The organism is Pseudomonas sp. NPDC089554 (assembly GCF_050280645.1).
Taxonomy (GTDB): domain Bacteria; phylum Pseudomonadota; class Gammaproteobacteria; order Pseudomonadales; family Pseudomonadaceae; genus Aquipseudomonas.
On record NZ_JBNNVR010000006.1, the window covers coordinates 1 to 17,059 of the forward strand.

At 64.0% G+C, this 17,059-nt stretch carries 15 protein-coding genes; 8 read left to right on the forward strand and 7 right to left on the reverse strand.

The window, feature by feature from the left end:
- The coding region (clpS, locus tag ACQKPE_RS03320) for an ATP-dependent Clp protease adapter ClpS (RefSeq protein WP_427663342.1) at positions 1-414 on the reverse strand (414 nt) is incomplete at its 3' end.
- Positions 415-642: 228 nt separating this feature from the next.
- On the opposite strand from clpS, the gene cspD reads away from it, so the two are divergent.
- Positions 643-894 (forward strand): cold shock domain-containing protein CspD, encoded by a 252-nt coding sequence (gene cspD, locus ACQKPE_RS03325; RefSeq protein ID WP_427663343.1) that lies wholly within the window; start codon positions 643-645, stop codon positions 892-894.
- A gap of 63 nt (positions 895-957) precedes the next feature.
- Here the strand turns inward: cspD and icd are convergent, their stop codons facing one another.
- Positions 958-2,214 carry an NADP-dependent isocitrate dehydrogenase gene (icd, locus tag ACQKPE_RS03330; protein WP_427663344.1) on the reverse strand — a complete coding sequence of 419 codons (1,257 nt, stop codon included), beginning with the start codon at positions 2,212-2,214 and terminating at the stop codon, positions 958-960.
- 438 nt (positions 2,215-2,652) lie between these two features.
- Between icd and ACQKPE_RS03335 the strand changes: the two genes are divergently transcribed.
- From ACQKPE_RS03335 to ACQKPE_RS03365, 7 genes are all read left to right on the forward strand, one after another.
- The gene (locus ACQKPE_RS03335; protein ID WP_427663345.1) at positions 2,653-4,878 is read left to right on the forward strand and encodes an NADP-dependent isocitrate dehydrogenase; all 2,226 of its coding nucleotides are present in this window, start codon (positions 2,653-2,655) and stop codon (positions 4,876-4,878) included.
- A gap of 185 nt (positions 4,879-5,063) precedes the next feature.
- Positions 5,064-5,504 carry an NUDIX hydrolase gene (locus ACQKPE_RS03340; protein WP_427663346.1) on the forward strand — a complete coding sequence of 147 codons (441 nt, stop codon included), beginning with the start codon at positions 5,064-5,066 and terminating at the stop codon, positions 5,502-5,504.
- A gap of 58 nt (positions 5,505-5,562) precedes the next feature.
- On the forward strand, positions 5,563-6,687 hold the full coding sequence (mnmA, locus tag ACQKPE_RS03345) for a tRNA 2-thiouridine(34) synthase MnmA (protein ID WP_427663347.1): 1,125 nt from the start codon (positions 5,563-5,565) through the stop codon (positions 6,685-6,687).
- Positions 6,684-7,310, forward strand: a complete 627-nt coding sequence (gene hflD / locus ACQKPE_RS03350; protein WP_427663348.1) for a high frequency lysogenization protein HflD — start codon at positions 6,684-6,686, stop codon at positions 7,308-7,310. Before mnmA ends, hflD begins: the two co-directional genes overlap by 4 nt.
- Positions 7,311-7,510: 200 nt before the next feature.
- Positions 7,511-8,881, forward strand: coding sequence for an adenylosuccinate lyase (gene purB / locus ACQKPE_RS03355; RefSeq protein WP_427663349.1), 1,371 nt, complete (start codon positions 7,511-7,513; stop codon positions 8,879-8,881).
- Between the two features lie 82 nt (positions 8,882-8,963).
- Positions 8,964-10,130: a JmjC domain-containing protein gene (locus ACQKPE_RS03360; protein ID WP_427663350.1), complete on the forward strand. Its 1,167-nt coding sequence runs from the start codon at positions 8,964-8,966 to the stop codon at positions 10,128-10,130.
- Positions 10,123-10,557: a GNAT family N-acetyltransferase gene (locus tag ACQKPE_RS03365; RefSeq protein ID WP_427663351.1), complete on the forward strand. Its 435-nt coding sequence runs from the start codon at positions 10,123-10,125 to the stop codon at positions 10,555-10,557. The genes ACQKPE_RS03360 and ACQKPE_RS03365 overlap by 8 nt, the downstream gene beginning before the upstream one ends.
- A gap of 134 nt (positions 10,558-10,691) precedes the next feature.
- Here the strand turns inward: ACQKPE_RS03365 and ACQKPE_RS03370 are convergent, their stop codons facing one another.
- From ACQKPE_RS03370 to ACQKPE_RS03390, 5 genes are all read right to left on the reverse strand, one after another.
- Positions 10,692-12,947 (reverse strand): lanthionine synthetase LanC family protein, encoded by a 2,256-nt coding sequence (locus ACQKPE_RS03370; protein WP_427663352.1) that lies wholly within the window; start codon positions 12,945-12,947, stop codon positions 10,692-10,694.
- Positions 12,944-13,981 (reverse strand): phosphotransferase family protein, encoded by a 1,038-nt coding sequence (locus ACQKPE_RS03375; protein WP_427663353.1) that lies wholly within the window; start codon positions 13,979-13,981, stop codon positions 12,944-12,946. The genes ACQKPE_RS03370 and ACQKPE_RS03375 overlap by 4 nt, the downstream gene beginning before the upstream one ends.
- A 70-nt stretch (positions 13,982-14,051) precedes the next feature.
- A complete protein-coding gene (locus ACQKPE_RS03380) occupies positions 14,052-14,624 on the reverse strand; it encodes a hypothetical protein (protein WP_427663354.1) in 573 nt (190 codons plus the stop codon).
- 16 nt (positions 14,625-14,640) lie between these two features.
- Positions 14,641-15,171, reverse strand: coding sequence for a hypothetical protein (locus ACQKPE_RS03385; RefSeq protein WP_427663355.1), 531 nt, complete (start codon positions 15,169-15,171; stop codon positions 14,641-14,643).
- Positions 15,168-17,024 carry a hypothetical protein gene (locus ACQKPE_RS03390; RefSeq protein WP_427663356.1) on the reverse strand — a complete coding sequence of 619 codons (1,857 nt, stop codon included), beginning with the start codon at positions 17,022-17,024 and terminating at the stop codon, positions 15,168-15,170. The genes ACQKPE_RS03385 and ACQKPE_RS03390 overlap by 4 nt, the downstream gene beginning before the upstream one ends.
- Positions 17,025-17,059: the final 35 nt, after the last annotated feature.

Here is a 17,059-nt window from a genome sequence, read left to right on the forward strand (position 1 = left end):
TAGGTGTTGCCCGAGTCCGACTGCTGGCGCCGTGACGTGGCGTAGGCCGTCACCTTGGGCCTTCTCGATTTCACAGAGTAGCGGATGCTGGCTTTCCCTGGCGTATTGGTTGACCTGCATTGCCTTGGTCTCGGCGATGTCGCGGGTAAACAATCCGCACACTGCCCGCCCTTCGGTATGGACGGTCAGCATAATCTTGGTCGCCAGCTCGCGGTTCAGACTGAAGAACGTCTCGAGCACTTCGACGACGAAATCCATCGGTGTGTAGTCATCGTTGAACAAAACCACCTTGTACATCGGTGGAGCCTGCAGGATCGGCTTGGCCTCCTGCACCGCCAGACCGGCACCGTCGTCCTGATCGGACTGCGGGCGATCCTGATTGAATGTTAGACGAATCTGCCTGAGTGCATGCATGGAAAGAATTTCATCATATCGATAGGTTAAGGTTATGAGTTGGCCTCGAGGTCGCGATCGGCGCGACCGCCGCATGACCTTGACTATCGGCAAAACGGTGTTACAACCAATAAGAGCCCACCGTGGTCGATAAAGATCCGCGCAGTCAACCAGATTTTTCGCAAGGTTCGTATGCGGATGAAGTGGATGATACTCCAGTGATGGAGTCCTTTGCAGAGGGACATAAGGATGGCGAGCGGTAAAGTCAAGTGGTTCAACAATGCCAAGGGCTATGGATTCATCAACGAAGACGGTGATACCGAAGACCTTTTCGCCCACTACTCTGCCATTCAGATGGAGGGTTACAAGACCCTCAAGGCCGGCCAGCCCGTGACCTTCGAGATCATTCAGGGCCCCAAGGGCAAGCACGCGGTCAACATCAACAGTGCTAGCGCCACGCAGGCCGTGGCACAGAACGCGACCAGCACTGCACAGGCCTGACCGCGCAGCGACCGCGAAGCAACCGGCCAGCCCCACTCAGGGCTGGCCGGTTTCGTTCTGGCCTCACATATGCTTGATCATCTCGTCGCCGAAGCCGGAGCTGCCTACCAGCTTCGCCCCCTCCATCAGCCGCTCGAAGTCGTAGGTCACGGTTTTCGCCGCGATCGCACCATTGGTGCCCTTGATGATCAGGTCGGCCGCCTCGGTCCAGCCCATGTGCCGCAGCATCATTTCAGCGGACAGGATCACCGAGCCTGGGTTGACCTTGTCCTGCCCGGCGTACTTGGGCGCGGTACCGTGGGTGGCCTCGAACATCGCCACGGTGTCGGACAGGTTGGCCCCCGGCGCGATACCGATCCCCCCCACCTCCGCCGCCAGGGCATCCGAAAGGTAGTCGCCATTGAGGTTGAGGGTAGCGATTACGTCATATTCGGCCGGGCGCAGCAGGATCTGCTGGAGCATGGCGTCGGCGATGGCGTCCTTGACGATCACCTCGCGGCCCGTGCGAGGGTTCTTGAACTTCATCCACGGCCCGCCATCGAGCAGCTGCGCACCAAATTCATCGTGGGCAACTTCATAGCCCCAGTCCTTGAAGGCACCTTCGGTGAATTTCATGATGTTGCCCTTGTGCACCAGGGTCAGCGACTCACGGTCGTTGTCCACCACATATTGCAGGGCCTTGCGCACCAGACGCTTGGTGCCCTCGCGGGAGACCGGCTTGACGCCGATGCCGCAGTCCTGGTCGAAGCGGATCTTGGTGACGCCCATTTCCTCCTTGAGGAACTTGATCACCTTGTTCGCCTCGGGCGAGCCGGCCTTCCACTCGATGCCGGCGTAGATGTCCTCGGAGTTCTCGCGAAAGATCACCATGTCAACATCGCCAGGCTTCTTAACCGGGCTCGGCACACCCTGGAACCACAGCACCGGGCGCAGGCACACATAGAGATCGAGCTGCTGGCGCAGGGCTACGTTCAACGAGCGAATCCCCCCGCCCACCGGGGTGGTCAGCGGCCCCTTGATCGACACAACGTAGTCGCGCACCGCGTCCAGGGTTTCCTGCGGCAGCCAGGTGTCCTGGTCATAGACCTGGGTGGCCTTTTCCCCGGCATACACTTCCATCCAGGCGATCTTGCGCTTGCCGCCGTAGGCTTTTTGCACGGCCGCATCCACCACCTTGATCATCACGGGGGAGACATCCACGCCGATGCCGTCGCCCTCGATGTAGGGGATGATCGGGTTATCGGGAACGTTGAGCGAATGGTCGGCATTGACGGTGATCTTGGTACCATCCGTCGGAACCTTGATTTTCTGGTATCCCATGCTTGCACTACTCCGCTTTCGGGTGTGGTTGGACATCATGCGATCCACTGAGCCTAAACCACATCCGCCGACCTGCAAGCCGGGCGCTGCCCCACAATGGCGCACCTGCGGCATTGCACCGCATTGTCCGTACTTCTTTGGTCTTATATAGGCCTCGATATCACTTGGCCTTGCTGATTAGCCCAAAGGGTTTGGTATACTCCGGCGCTGACCGCAGGGTCATTGGGGCGAACCCTTGGAAAATGCGGCTCGCCCTCGGCCACGAAGGCCACCAAGCCTGGTTTGTTACCGCATCCCAGCAATTTGACGCTCGACTGATGCATCCACCATCACCGCTCGCAGCCTCTCGACCATCCGCTCATGGCGTCGCCAGGGCGAAGCGCCTACCCTGCGCACCTCGAGACTCGAGTACGCTCAGCACATAGAGAGTTAACCCGCATGCCCACCCGTTCCAAGATCATCTATACCTTCACCGACGAAGCCCCCGCCCTCGCCACCTACTCGCTGCTGCCGATCATCGAAGCGTTCACCGCTTCGGCTGACATCGCCGTCGAAACCCGCGATATCTCCTTGGCTGGCCGTATCCTCGCGGCATTCCCGGAGCAACTGGGCGCCGAGAAGCAGGTAGGCGATCACCTGGCGGAACTGGGCCAACTGGCCACCACCCCTGAAGCCAACATCATCAAGCTGCCGAACATCTCGGCGTCGGTCCCGCAGCTGAAGGCGGCGATCAAGGAACTGCAAGGCAAGGGCTACAACATCCCTGACTACGCCGACGAGCCGGCCACTGCCGACGAGAAGGAATCCCGCGCACGCTACGACCGCATCAAGGGCAGCGCCGTGAACCCGGTACTGCGCGAAGGCAACTCCGACCGCCGCGCGCCGCTGTCGGTCAAGAACTACGCCCGCAAGCACCCGCACAAGATGGGCGCCTGGGCGAGCGATTCGCAGTCGCACGTCGCCCACATGACCCAAGGCGACTTCTACGGCAGCGAAAAAGCCGCACTGATCGAGGCTGACGACAGCCTGCGTATCGAACTGGTCGGCAAGGACGGCTCCACCACCGTCCTGAAAGAGAAAACCTCGGTCAAGGCCGCTGAAATCATCGACTGCGCCACCATGAGCCGCAAGGCCCTGAAAGCCTTCATCGCCGAGCAGATCGCCGATGCCAAGGCCTCTGGCGTACTGCTGTCGGTGCACCTGAAAGCCACCATGATGAAGGTTTCCGACCCGATCATGTTCGGCGTCATCGTCGAAGAATTCTACAACGACGTACTGGCCAAGCACGCCGCTGCCCTGGCCCAGGTTGGCTTCAACGCCAACAACGGCATCGGCGACCTGTACGCCCGCATCAAGGACCTGCCAGCCGAGCAGCAGGCCGAGATCGAAGCCGACATCCAGGCCCTGTACGCCGACCGTCCGGCCCTGGCCATGGTCAACTCCGACAAGGGCATCACCAACCTGCACGTGCCAAGCGACGTTATCGTCGACGCCTCGATGCCGGCGATGATCCGTGACTCGGGCAAGATGTGGAACACCGCAGGCGAGCTGCAAGACGCCAAGGCGATCATCCCAGATCGCTGCTACGCCGGCATCTACCAGGCCACCATCGAAGACTGCAAGGTCAATGGCGCCTTCGACCCAACCACCATGGGCAGCGTACCGAACGTCGGCCTGATGGCGCAGAAGGCCGAAGAGTACGGCTCCCACGACAAGACCTTCCAGGTCAAGGCCGACGGCGTCGTGCGCGTGGTCGACAGCAAGGGCAAGGTCATTCTGGAGCAGAGCGTCGAAGCGGGTGACATCTTCCGCATGTGCCAGACCAAGGACGCGCCGATCCAGGACTGGGTCAAGCTGGCCGTCAACCGTGCCCGCCTGAGCAGCACCCCGGCGGTGTTCTGGCTGGACCCGGCCCGCGCCCACGACGGCGTGATGATTGAGAAGGTGCAGACCTACCTGAAGGACCACGACACCACCGGCCTGGACATCCGCGTCCTGGCCCCGGTCGAGGCCATCAAGTTCTCCCTGGCCCGTATCCGCGAAGGCAAGGACACCATCTCGGTGACCGGCAACGTGCTGCGCGACTACCTGACCGACCTGTTCCCGATCATGGAACTGGGCACCAGCGCCAAGATGCTGTCCATCGTGCCGCTGATGAACGGCGGCGGCCTGTTCGAGACCGGCGCCGGCGGTTCGGCGCCCAAGCACGTGCAGCAGCTGGTTGAAGAGAACTTCCTGCGTTGGGACTCGCTGGGTGAATTCCTGGCCCTGGCCGCTTCCCTGGAACACCTGGGCAACACCTACGACAACCCGCGCGCCAAGGTCCTGGCCGCCACCCTGGACCAGGCCACCGGTAAGTTCCTCGACACCAACAAGTCGCCTTCGCGCAAGGTCGGCGGTATCGACAACCGTGGCAGCCACTTCTACCTGACCCTGTACTGGGCCCAGGCCCTGGCTGCCCAGAGCGATGACGCCGCCCTACAGGCGCGCTTCGCCCCACTGGCCAAGACCCTGACCGAGAGCGAGGAGACCATCGTCGCCGAGCTCAACGCCGTCCAGGGCAAACCAGCCGACATCGGTGGCTACTACGCCCCGGATGCCGAGCTGACCGCCAAGGTGATGCGTCCAAGCCAGACCCTGAACAGCGCCATCGCCGCACTGTAAGGTTCGCTTGAAGTAACGACACAAACCCCGGCCACGCACCGGGGTTTGTGTTTTCTGCACAAAGCATTTCCAGCAGCAAACGCGCCCCCTGTAGGAGCGGGCTTGCCCGCGAATGCGGTAGTGACTGCACCATCGCATTCGCGGGCAAGCCCGCTCCTACAGGGGTTACCTAAGGACTCAAAGAAATGACCTGGCAACCCCATATCACCGTCGCCACTATCGTCGAACACCAGGGCAAGTTCCTCTTCGTCGAGGAATTCAAGGCCGGCCAGCACGTCCTCAACCAGCCCGCCGGTCACCTCGAAGCCAACGAAACCCTGCCCCAGGCCGCCCTGCGCGAAACCCTCGAGGAAACCGCCTGGGAGGTCGAGCTCACCGGCGTGGTCGGCATCTACCTGTACACCGCCCCCAGCAACGGCGTGACCTACCAGCGCATCTGCTTCGCCGCCCGGCCCCTGCGCCATCACCCCGAGCGCCCGCTGGACAGCGACATCACCCGCACTGTGTGGCTGACCCGCGACGAACTGCTGGCCAACCCCGAGCGCTGGCGCAGCGAGCTGGTACCACGCTGCCTGGACGACTACCTCACCGGCCCCCTGCACAGCCTCACCCTGCTACGTGACTGACGCGCGGCCAGCGTCCTGATAGAATCGGAATTTTTCCCCCAGATCCCCATCGGTAACCATGACCAGCCCAGCACTCAAAGACCCCGCCAAGACCCGCGTCATCGTCGGCATGTCCGGCGGCGTGGACTCTTCCGTCTCTGCCCTTCTGCTCATGGAGCAGGGTTACCAGGTGGAAGGGCTGTTCATGAAGAACTGGGAAGAAGACGACGGCACCGAATACTGCACCGCCCGCGAAGACCTGGCCGACGCCCAGGCCGTATGCGACCGCATCGGCATCAAGCTGCACACCGCCAACTTCGCCGCCGAATACTGGGACAACGTGTTCGAGCATTTCCTCGAGGAATACAAGGCCGGCCGCACGCCGAACCCGGATATCCTCTGCAACCGCGAAATCAAGTTCAAGGCGTTCCTCGACTACGCCCTGTCGCTGGGCGCCGACCTGATCGCCACCGGCCACTATGTACGCCGCCGCGACACCGGCGAACTCACCGAGCTGCTCAAGGGCCTTGACCCGAACAAGGACCAGAGCTACTTCCTGCACGCCGTGGGCGGTGCGGAAATCGCCCGCACCCTGTTCCCGGTGGGCGAACTGGAAAAGCCCGAGGTGCGCGCCATTGCCGAGAAACACGGCCTGGCCACCGCGAAGAAGAAGGACTCCACCGGTATCTGCTTCATCGGCGAGCGCCGCTTCAGCGACTTCCTCAAGCAATACCTGCCAGCCCAGCCAGGCGAGATCCAGACCACCGACGGCGAAGTGATCGGCCAGCACCACGGCCTGATGTACCACACCATCGGCCAACGCCAGGGCCTGGGCATCGGCGGCCTGAAGGACGCCGGCGACGAGCCGTGGTACGTGCTGGAGAAAGACCTGTCGCGCAACGTGCTGGTGGTCGGCCAGGGCAACGAGCACCCTTGGCTGTTCTCCCGCGCGCTGCTGGCCTCGGAAATTTACTGGGTCAACCCCATCGACCTCGACAGCCCGCGCCAGCTAACCGCCAAGGTGCGCTACCGCCAGAGCGACCAGGCATGCACCCTGGAGCGCACCGAAAGCGGCTACCGCGCCGTGTTCGACGAACCGCAGCGCGCCGTGACCCCCGGCCAGTCGGTGGTGTTCTACGACGGCGAGGTGTGCCTGGGCGGCGGCGTGATCGAGACCGCCGAGCCATGGAGCCCACGCCCATGAGTAACCTCAACGAACAACTGGTCGCCCTGGGCGCCGTGTTCCAGGCCGCCGTACTGGTCGACCGCATTGCCCGCACCGGGCAGGCCAGTGAAGCCAACATCGGCTGCATGCTTGGCAGCTTGCTGGTACGCGACCCGCAGAACACCCTCGAGGTGTTCGGCGGCGACGACCTCAACCTGCGCGACGGCTACCGCGCGCTGGTCGGCGCCCTGGAGCGCGACCCCAGCAGCCTGCAACGCGAGCCGCTGCGCTACGCGCTGTCGATGCTGGGCCTGGAGCGCCAGCTGAACAAACGCGGTGACCTGCTCGACACCATCGGCAACCGCCTGCCGCAAATCCAGTCCCAGGCCGAGCACTTCGGCCTGGTTCACGAAAACGTCATCGCTTCCAGCGGAGCCTTGTACCAGGACACCCTGAGCACCCTGCGCCAGCGTATCCAGGTGCACGGCGACATGCGTTTCCTGCAACAGGCCAGCAATGCCTCGAAGATCCGCGCCCTGCTGCTGGCCGGCATCCGCGCCGCGCGCCTGTGGCGCCAGCTGGGCGGGCATCGCTGGCAGCTGGTGTTCAGCCGCCGCAAGTTGCTCAACGAGCTTTACGACATGATGCGCGCACCAACGTAAAGACGCGCCGCCGCCCCTTGTAGGAGCGGGCTTGCCCGCAATGCGATGTTGAACGTACCGCCACATTCGCGGGCAAGCCCGCTCCTACAGGGGGCCAATAACGCTTGAACAGGCCCGACCTTTGGTCAGCCACCCGACTCGGGCGCAATTTTCATGTATGATACGCGCCCTTCCAAAAGCCTGACTGCCGAGAACACCCCATGCAGCTTTCTTCGCTCACTGCGGTTTCCCCTGTAGACGGCCGCTATGCCGGCAAAACCCAGGCCCTGCGCCCTATCTTCAGCGAATACGGCCTGATCCGTTTCCGCGCCCTGGTCGAGGTTCGCTGGCTGCAGCGCCTGGCCGCCCACCCGCAGATCGGTGAAGTGCCGGCGTTCTCCGCCGAAGCCAACGCCCTGCTCGACGCCCTGGCCAGCGACTTCAAACTCGAGCACGCCGAGCGCGTGAAAGAGATCGAGCGCACCACCAACCACGACGTCAAGGCCATCGAGTACCTGCTCAAGGAGCAGGCCGCGAAGCTGCCGGAACTGGCCAAGGTCAGCGAGTTCATCCATTTCGCCTGCACCAGCGAGGACATCAACAACCTGTCCCACGCCCTGATGCTGCGCGCCGGCCGTGCCGACGTGCTGCTGCCGCTGATGCGCCAGATCGCCGAGTCCATCCGCACCCTGGCCCACCAGCATGCCGACGTGCCGATGCTCTCGCGCACCCACGGCCAGCCGGCTTCGCCGACCACCCTGGGCAAGGAACTGGCCAACGTCGTCTACCGCCTTGAGCGCCAGATCGCCCAGGTGGCCGCCGTGCCGCTGCTGGGCAAGATCAACGGCGCCGTGGGCAACTACAACGCCCACCTGTCGGCCTACTCGCAGATCGACTGGGAAGCCAACGCCCGCGCCTTCATCGAAGACGAGCTGGGCCTGCAGTTCAACCCCTACACCACGCAGATCGAGCCGCACGACTACATCGCCGAGCTGTTCGACGCCATCGCTCGCTTCAACACCATCCTGATCGACTTCGACCGCGATGTGTGGGGCTACATTTCCCTGGGCTACTTCAAGCAGAAGACCGTCGCCGGTGAAATCGGCTCCTCGACCATGCCGCACAAGGTCAACCCGATCGACTTCGAGAACTCCGAAGGCAACCTGGGCATCGCCAACGCGCTGTTCCAGCACCTGGCCAGCAAACTGCCGATTTCCCGCTGGCAGCGCGACCTGACCGACTCCACCGTGCTGCGTAACCTGGGCGTGGGCTTCGCCCACAGCGTCATCGCCTATGAAGCCAGCCTCAAAGGCATCGGCAAGCTGGAAGTCAACGAGGCGCGCATTGCCGCCGACCTGGACGCATGCTGGGAAGTGCTGGCCGAGCCGATCCAGACCGTGATGCGCCGCTTCAACATCGAGAACCCCTACGAGAAGCTCAAGGAGCTGACCCGTGGCAAGGGCATCACCCCTGAAGCGCTGCTGACCTTCATCGACGGCCTGGACATGCCGGCCGAGGCCAAGGCCGAGCTCAAGCAGCTCACCCCCGCCACCTACATCGGCAACGCGGCCGCGCAGGCCAAGCGCATCTGAGCCTGACCCCGCGTGGAAACGCCCGGCTCAGCCGGGCGTTTTTATTCCCGGATGAAAACTACTTTTTTTCAATAGGTTGAACATGAATCCTGATATTCCACTGCAGCTGCTGGGCGGCCTGACGGCCCGTGAATTCCTGCGCGACTACTGGCAGAAGAAGCCCCTGCTGGTGCGCCAGGCCTTTACCGACTTCGAAAGCCCGATCGACCCCGACGAGCTGGCCGGCCTTGCTTTGGAAGAGGAAGTCGAGTCGCGCCTGATCCTCGAGCACGGCGAGCGCCCGTGGGAGCTGCGCCGCGGCCCGTTCGAGGAAGACGCCTTCGCCGAACTGCCCGAGCGTGACTGGACACTGCTGGTACAAGCGGTCGACCAGTTCGTGCCAGAAGTGGCCGAGCTGCTGGAGCACTTCCGCTTCCTGCCCAGCTGGCGCATCGACGATGTGATGATCAGCTTCGCCGCCCCCGGTGGCAGCGTCGGCCCGCACTTCGACAACTACGACGTGTTCCTGCTGCAAGGCCACGGCCAGCGCAACTGGAAGGTCGGGCAGATGTGCGACAGCGAAAGCCCGCTGCTTGAGCACGCCGACCTGCGCATCCTTGCCGACTTCCAGCAAAGCGACGAGTGGACCCTGGAGCCGGGCGACATGCTCTACCTGCCGCCGCGCCTGGCTCATCATGGTGTCGCCGTGGACGATTGCCTGACCTACTCGGTAGGCTTCCGTGCGCCAAGCGCCGCCGAAGTGCTGACCCACTTCACCGACTTCCTCAGCCAGTTCCTGCCGGACGAAGAACGCTACAGCGACGCCGACGCCCAGCCTACCAGCGACCCGCACCAGATCCAGCACGACGCCCTGGACCGCCTCAAGGCCCTGCTGACCGAGCACATGGGCGACGAGCGCCTGCTGCTGACCTGGTTCGGCCAGTTCATGACCGAGCCGCGCTACCCCGAGCAGGTCGCAGGTGAAGAGCTCAGCGACGAAGAGCTGATCGACAGCCTGGAGCAAGGCGCCATCCTGATCCGCAACCCAAGCGCGCGCATGGCCTGGTCGGAAGTCGACGACAACCTGCTGCTGTTCGCCAGCGGCCAGAGCCGCCTGCTGTCGGGGCACCTGCGCGACCTGCTGAAGCTGATCTGCGCCGCCGATGCCCTGCACATCGAGAACCTGGCGCAATGGCTGGAGGACGAAGAAGCCCTGACCCTGGTGTGCCAGCTGGTCAAGCAAGGCAGCCTGGGGTTCGCCAATGAATAGGATCAGCGTACGCCTGGCCGACTGGCACAAAGACCACGCCGATATCCATCGTATCCGTAGCGCCGTGTTCGTCGCCGAGCAGCACGTGCCGCCGGAGCTGGAGTTCGATGCCGAAGACCCGACGGCGGTGCATTTCCTTGCCCTGGAAGGCGAATACCCGGTCGGCACCGCACGCCTGCTGCCCGATGGCACCATCGGCCGGGTGTCGGTGCTCAAGGATTGGCGCGGCCTTAACGTCGGCGATGCATTGATGCGAGCGGTGATCCTCGAGGCGCAGCACCGCGACCTCAAGCAGCAGCGCCTCAGCGCCCAGGTGCATGCCACACCGTTCTACGAGCGCTTGGGCTTTCGCGTAGTCAGCGAGGAGTTCCTCGAGGCGGGCATTGCCCACGTGGACATGGTGCGTGATTCGCAGGAAGTTGCGTGACGTTTGGGGCTGCTTTGCAGCCCATCGCGGGCAAGCCCGCTCCTACAGGGTTTGCGCAGGACCTGTAGGAGCGGGCTTGTCGGGGCGCCGAACCGCCGCGAAGGGGCCGCACAGCAGCCCCAATTTATGACTCCTCACAGATTGGCGGCATGCCCCAACGGCAACAGCAACCCCGGCACCGAGGCCCCTGGCGCGCAACGCATCAGGAAGTACCCCGTGCCAGCCAGCCCCAGCATCAGCCCCAGTGAGTGGCCGTCACGCACCCCTAGCCCGCTGCGCCATTGCCCACCCTCCTCGGCCAGCCCGCGCTGGGCGACTTGCCGGGCGCACTCGACCCAGCTCGGCTCCCCCAGCATCAAAGCCCCCGTCAGCAGGATGTCGGCATTGCCCGCCGGGCCGTGGCACAAGGTGTAGCTGCTGCCCGCCTGTGGCGATGCTGCGCACAAGTCCTGATGAACCCTCTGCAAGGCACGCCAGGCAACGTCCCGGTGCACCTCTTGCCCGGTCAGTTGCCACAAGGCCAGGCGTGACAGGGCAATGCCGGGTGCGCCATGACACCAGGCCATGCCGCAATGGCTCGGGCGGTCATCCAGGCGCTGGGCGTCCTCGGCGAATAGATAGGGCCAGTTGCCCTGCTCGGGCAGGAACCAGTGCGCCTCGTAGGCCAGGGTCTGCTCCAGCGCCTCGTCCCAGCAGCGGTCAGGGTTCTGCTGGGCCAGTTGGGCAAAGGCCAGGGCGATGCCCGCATTGCCATGGGACAAGCCACATAACCCCAAGGGCCCCTGTTCGGGCCAGTGCCAACCATATTCGGTGACATGGGCTTGCTGCACCAGGCGTCGACCCAGGGCCTCGGCCGTGGCAAGGCTTTGCGGCGCCAGGGCAGGCGCCTGCCGGGCCAAGCCAAGCAGCCCCAGGACCGCGCCAGCCAGGCCGTGCATCAGGTCGGCAGACTGATGACCCTCGGGCAGCACCTTCAGTTGTTGCAGCAGGTTGGCGGCGGCGTCCAAGTATTGCTCCACCAACGCCCCATCACCCAGGCGCTGCGCCAACCACAACCCCTGCGTCACAGTACCCAGGCGCCCCTCATAGAGGCTCAGCAGGTTGGCAGTGGGGTGGTGCAAAGCGTGACGCAACGCGCCAAGGGCGGTGTCGACAAAGCCTTGTGCTGACGCCTGCTCCGCCAACAGGACCAGGAACGCCGCAACGCCAAGGGTGCCGTCATACAGACTGGCGTTCATGCTGCGGGCAAAGGCCGCCAATGGGCCGTCACGGTCATCGGCATCGTCGGTGATCCAGGTACACCGATCGCCCACCCACAAGGCCTCGGCACACAAGTGCTGGCCAATGCGGGTCGCCTCCCCGAGCACGTCGCAAGAAGGCTCGACCAGCGTTACAGGTAGCGCATGCCCCTCGCAAAACACCAACTGGTGCAGGCCGAAACGGTCATCAGGGTCGAGGTTCAAATGCGGCTGCTGCCAATCGATGCCCTGGGCCTCGAATTGCTGGCGAATGACCGCCATCGCGTCGACAGAGCAAACCGCTTCCCGCAACCCCAGGGCCAGGGCACGACAGCGACTTTCACCAAAGCTCTGGCCATCGGTTGGGTCCTGGGCAAACCCCAACCCCGGCAACAGCGGCAAGGTCCAGAGCGGTACCCGACCCCGCAAGCGCTGGCGTAGCCATTGCGCATGGTGGCCCAGCAGGCCATGCACCTGGTGGGCCTGGCGTGCGGCGATGTACAGCACAACAGCATCGTCACGCAGCCATTCACCGGGGTCGCTGGGGTACTTGAGCAGGTAGGGCAGGCAAGCCTGGTCCAGCGCGCTGCTGAGCGTCTGCACCACCTGGGCCAAGTGCGCAGGCTCGGGCGCCAGGTAATAGCGCACCAGGCAATCTTCATCGAAGGCATCGGCGGCGGTGTGGCCGAACAGGTAGACGAAGGCCGGGTCCAGTTGCGTGGTCCAGGCCGAGCGCTGGACATTGACTTGGTGCCCGCGCGTGGCCCGGGCCGGTACACCCTCGAACAGGTACTCGCCAGCTTCGACACGCCGCACCCGGGTACCGCGCTGTACCGCCAACGCCCCTTCTCCCAGCTGCTCCAACACCCGCCAGGACGCGGCCTGCCCCACCGCCGGCGACGGATACCAGGCCGGTTGCGGTGAGGGGTCGCGGACGGCGCCGGTGTAGTAGTGGCGGTACAGGTACTGCTGCAACCGCACGATCCGCGGGTCGTCGTGGTACACGCGGTCACCAGCGCTCATGGCCAGAGGGTCGCGACCAAAGGCCTGGCCCTCGATAAACAACCTGCCTTCGGCGTCGCAATGCAAGGTTTCAAGGGCACCGCGCAGGCGCAGCCACCAAGGTTGGGAAGCGTCGTTCAGCGCACTCATGCCACCTCCAGCCACTGCTGCGCCGCATGTTGCGGGGCCACCAGCAGATTACGCGCCAATTGCAGCAACAGAATGTGGGCAGCGCCCAGTTCAGGCTCATCGGCAAGGTCTTCGTACAGGGTCTGCAACAAACGAGCACCGCACAGCGCCATCAGGCGTTCGGCGCTGGCCTGGCGAACAACACGGTAGTGATGCCACACCTGGGCGAGCACCTGCTGGTAGGCAATGAAGCCCCGCGCCGCCTGTGCAACGGCGTAATCAGCGCTGGCGCCCTGATGTTGATCGTCGATCCAGCGTTTGAGCCAGGACTGCATCAACCCGGCCAGGTCCCACAACGGATCGCCACAGTCCGCCAGTTCCCAATCGATGAATATGCACTGCTCACCACGCAGCAAACAGTTCTGCCATTTCATGTCGCCATGTATCAACTGCGTCCGCGGCCAGGTGCTGGCCAATGCGTCCAACGCTGTCATGCATTCCTCTTGAGCATGCACCAGCGCCACCAGGCGCGCCTGCCCCCAGCTTTGGTCCTCACCGGCAAACGGATAGAGACGATCCAGGCGAATCACCCAGGGCACCTGCCCTGCCAGCTCGTCACAAGGGATTGCAGCCAACCCTTGATGCAGCCTGGCCAAGGCCTGCCCCAGTTGGCTGGCAACCAGCAGATCAGGGCCCTCGGCGCGAATGGCCACTTCATGAACAGCCTGAGTGTCCGACAGCCAGTCCACCACCAACGCTTGGCGATGGGCGTCGTAATAACGCAGCGTCGGCACGCAATCGTGCAATTCGTCTCGTTCGCTCAAGCGCCCCAGCACCTGAGCCTCATGGGCGACGCTGGAGCGCCTTTCCCAGGGCCCCGCGTCAGGTCGGTGCTGTTTGACGTAATAGCCCTGGCCATTCGGCCAGGTGACGCTGAAGCCACGGTTACGCTGGCTGTGGCTGCGAATGGCCAGGGTGTGTTCGATCAGGCTGCGGGTATCGAGCAGCCCGTGATTGACCAGGAAAACAGCCGTGTTGTGGCGGGTCAGGATCATTGTGTCCCCTCGAACGGAAAAGCCACGAAGCAGCGTTGCGCTGCCCCGTGGCCAAGGGTGTCGGCCAGGATCAGGCCGGTTTGCAGCACGGGTTGCGGGTCGGTTTGCAGGTCTTGGCGGTGGTGCCCTGGACGCCGTCGCTCCCGCCCTCTGCGTCAGTCCGGCAGCAAGGGTTGCGCGTGGGCTTGCAGGTCTTGGCAGTCGTGCCCTGGACTTCAGCGGTGTCGCCTACCAGCTCCTCGCTGGCCCTGCAGCAGGGGTTGCGGGTCGGCTTGCAGGTCTTGGCCTTGGTGCTCTGCGGGTCCGGCTCGCCTCCTCCCGGTGGTTTACAGCAGGGGTTGCGCGTGGGCTTGCAGGTCTTGGCCTGGGTACCCATGGGCGCATCCACGGGCGGGTCCTGCTGCTCAGCGCCTTCGCCCGGTGGCTTGCAGCAAGGGTTGCGGGTGGGTTTGCAGGTCTTGGCCTGGGTGTTGCCCTGGTCGCTCGCCCCGCCGCCCGAGCCAGACCCGCCGCCGGCGCCCCCGCTTGCCGTGCCACCCGCCGCAGCCTGCAGGGGGTAGTGCTGGTTGAGAATCGCGCCGCTCAACAGCCCGGCAATGCCGGCTGCAACGGACGCTCCTGATTGTGGCTGTGATGTACTCATGACAACTCCTTTTGTGTTAGTGCAGTTGTTCATTCACGTTCATGGCCTGCCCCCAGCGATTCATGCCCGGGTCGTTCGGCAGTTCGCCCGGGCATGTCTCGGACAGCATCGAGACCTTGCGCGACAGCGGGCAGCCGCACAGCCCGCAAACCCCCAGCTCCGAACGGGTGGCCTGCAACAGGCTGGCCCCCGGCGCGCGTCGATGAGGGCATTGCAGGCAGGCCTGGGAACGAGCCTCCCGCTCCACCGGGTCGGTGGTGGAGAACCCCGTCTTGGCCCACCCCAGCAAGGCCTGGCTACCGCGCTGGAGCAGCTCGACGGTGCTGTGCCGGTCCTTGGGCTGGGTACGCCTGGGTGGCGATGCCAGCAGCATCTGCAACATCTGCGGCGTGCGTCGGCTGGCCAGGAGGCTGCGGGCATAGCTGTCGCTCGCCAAGGCAGCTTGCAGCACCGTCGCGCTGACCGGTTCTGGCAAGCCCAGCGCCTGGCCCAGCTCGGCACACAGCTGGCTCTCGGATTGGCTGGGGTCCAATGGCAGTGAGGTCATGGGGCGCCACCTACAGTCACGCTGGAGGCATCAGGGTCCAGGGTCGAGCCGTTGTCGGCGTACAGGTCACGAACGGCCAGGGTAACCACACCTTTGAAATTGGCGTGCCCATCGACGATGACCCACAGCCGCGACGGGTCGTTGATATCGATTTGCACCAGCGCCAGCGGAATCGGCACGCCCCCTGGGGAGGTGCTGTCCTGATAGGTCAAGCGGTAATGCCCGATGTCCTTGGCGCTCACCAGGTCAAGCCGATGGCTGAAGTGGGCCTCGACCGCGATCGCCCCCTCGTGGGTCGTCCACCTGGCGCTCTCGAGCTTGAGCGAATACGGCACCGGCCCACCCGCACAAGGCGGCAGCGGCATCCCGATAATGGCGGCTTCGATGCTTTCCAGCCGGCAAGGGATCGACGGCGTCGAGCACATTTCATGGCCAATGCGGTTGGCCTCGTCGATCAGCGCGAACAGCCCCTGGATCTGCTCGAAGCCAGGGTTCACCCAGCTGCCGTAGCTGCCGTAGAACACGGTCTGCAGGATCTGGTTGGCCCCGAAGTAGTCCGCCAGCCCCGTGCACACCAGGCCCGAGTCATTGGTGTAGGTCGTCGACTCGAAACGTGCCACGCCCTGGGCCATCAAGAACGCCAGGCCCTGCTTGAACATGCCCTCCAGGCGTAGCAGTTGCCCGGACAGGTAGACCGTGTTCTGCCCATACGCCTGGAAGGCGAACATGTTCGGGTGGGTGTCTTCCCAGGCCAGGTAGAAATTGACCTTGGGGAAGAACGCATTGAAGACCTTGGTCAGGTACGTGAAATCGGGTACCAGTAAGGTTTGCCCCAGGCTGCGGAAGGTGCCGTTGACCGCCACGTTGGCCGCCTGCTTCTGGGTCATGTAGGGCGTGGCGCCGAAAGGCACCGGGGAGGTGCCGCTGATCAGCTCGTCCATCGACAGGAAGGCTTCGTTGGCGATTTCCCGCGCACGCGCGGTGAGCAACGCATTTCCGGTACAGTCCTTGCGGCCCTTGGCATATGCCTTGGAGCCCAGGCGTGGCAGGTCGTCATGGCCTTTGACGAAGCGCTTGGCCATGGACTCATCGTCTTGCATGGCCAGGACCATGTGGTCGCCCGCGATCACGCCATTGGCCTCCAGGAACCACTCGGCATTCACGTCCTGGGCGAAGTCCTGGGTGGTCAGGGAATGGAAGCCGATGGTGAACTTGCCCAGGATGACCGCATGCAGCGCCACCGGCTGGCCGTCCCGGTCCACCAGTTGGTCGTCGGTGGTCAGCCGGTCGGCGGTCTTGAGCAGACCGTTGGCCAGTAGCATCGGCTGGTCGAGGGTAACGGTCAGCTCGCCCTGGTCGCCGTATTGCAAGAGCACCGCAGGTTGATGCGCCGCCGGCGCCATGCCATCGGAGAAGGTCACGGCGCGGCTGACCCAGGTCAGCATGGGCTTGCCACCCACCACCTCTACCCGGGTGGTCAGTACCGGATCGCCCAGGCCGATGGTCTGGACGATGCGGTAGGTGTCCGGGGCCACAGTAATGCGGGTGCCCCAGGCGAAGCACGAGCAACAGCAATAACAGGCTTCCCACGACCAATCGCGGTTCTGGTCGCGCAGGTCCTGGCATGCCGACTGGGGGATGTTCCTGCGTTCCTGGGTCGTCTTGTTGTAGCAGTTGTAGGTTTCCACCGGGAAGTTGCCGCCCATTGGCTTGCAGTCAGGCATGGGCTTGCCATCCCAGGTCTTGCACTTGCACCAACGGGCCATGGTCGAGGACTCACGGTAACTCTCGCAGTGGGTCACCGAGCATAACGACTGTCCGGGTTCCAGGCTTTGCTTGCATTGATCGGTCACCTTGATCTCCTTTCAAAGTAGTGATGCAGGCACCG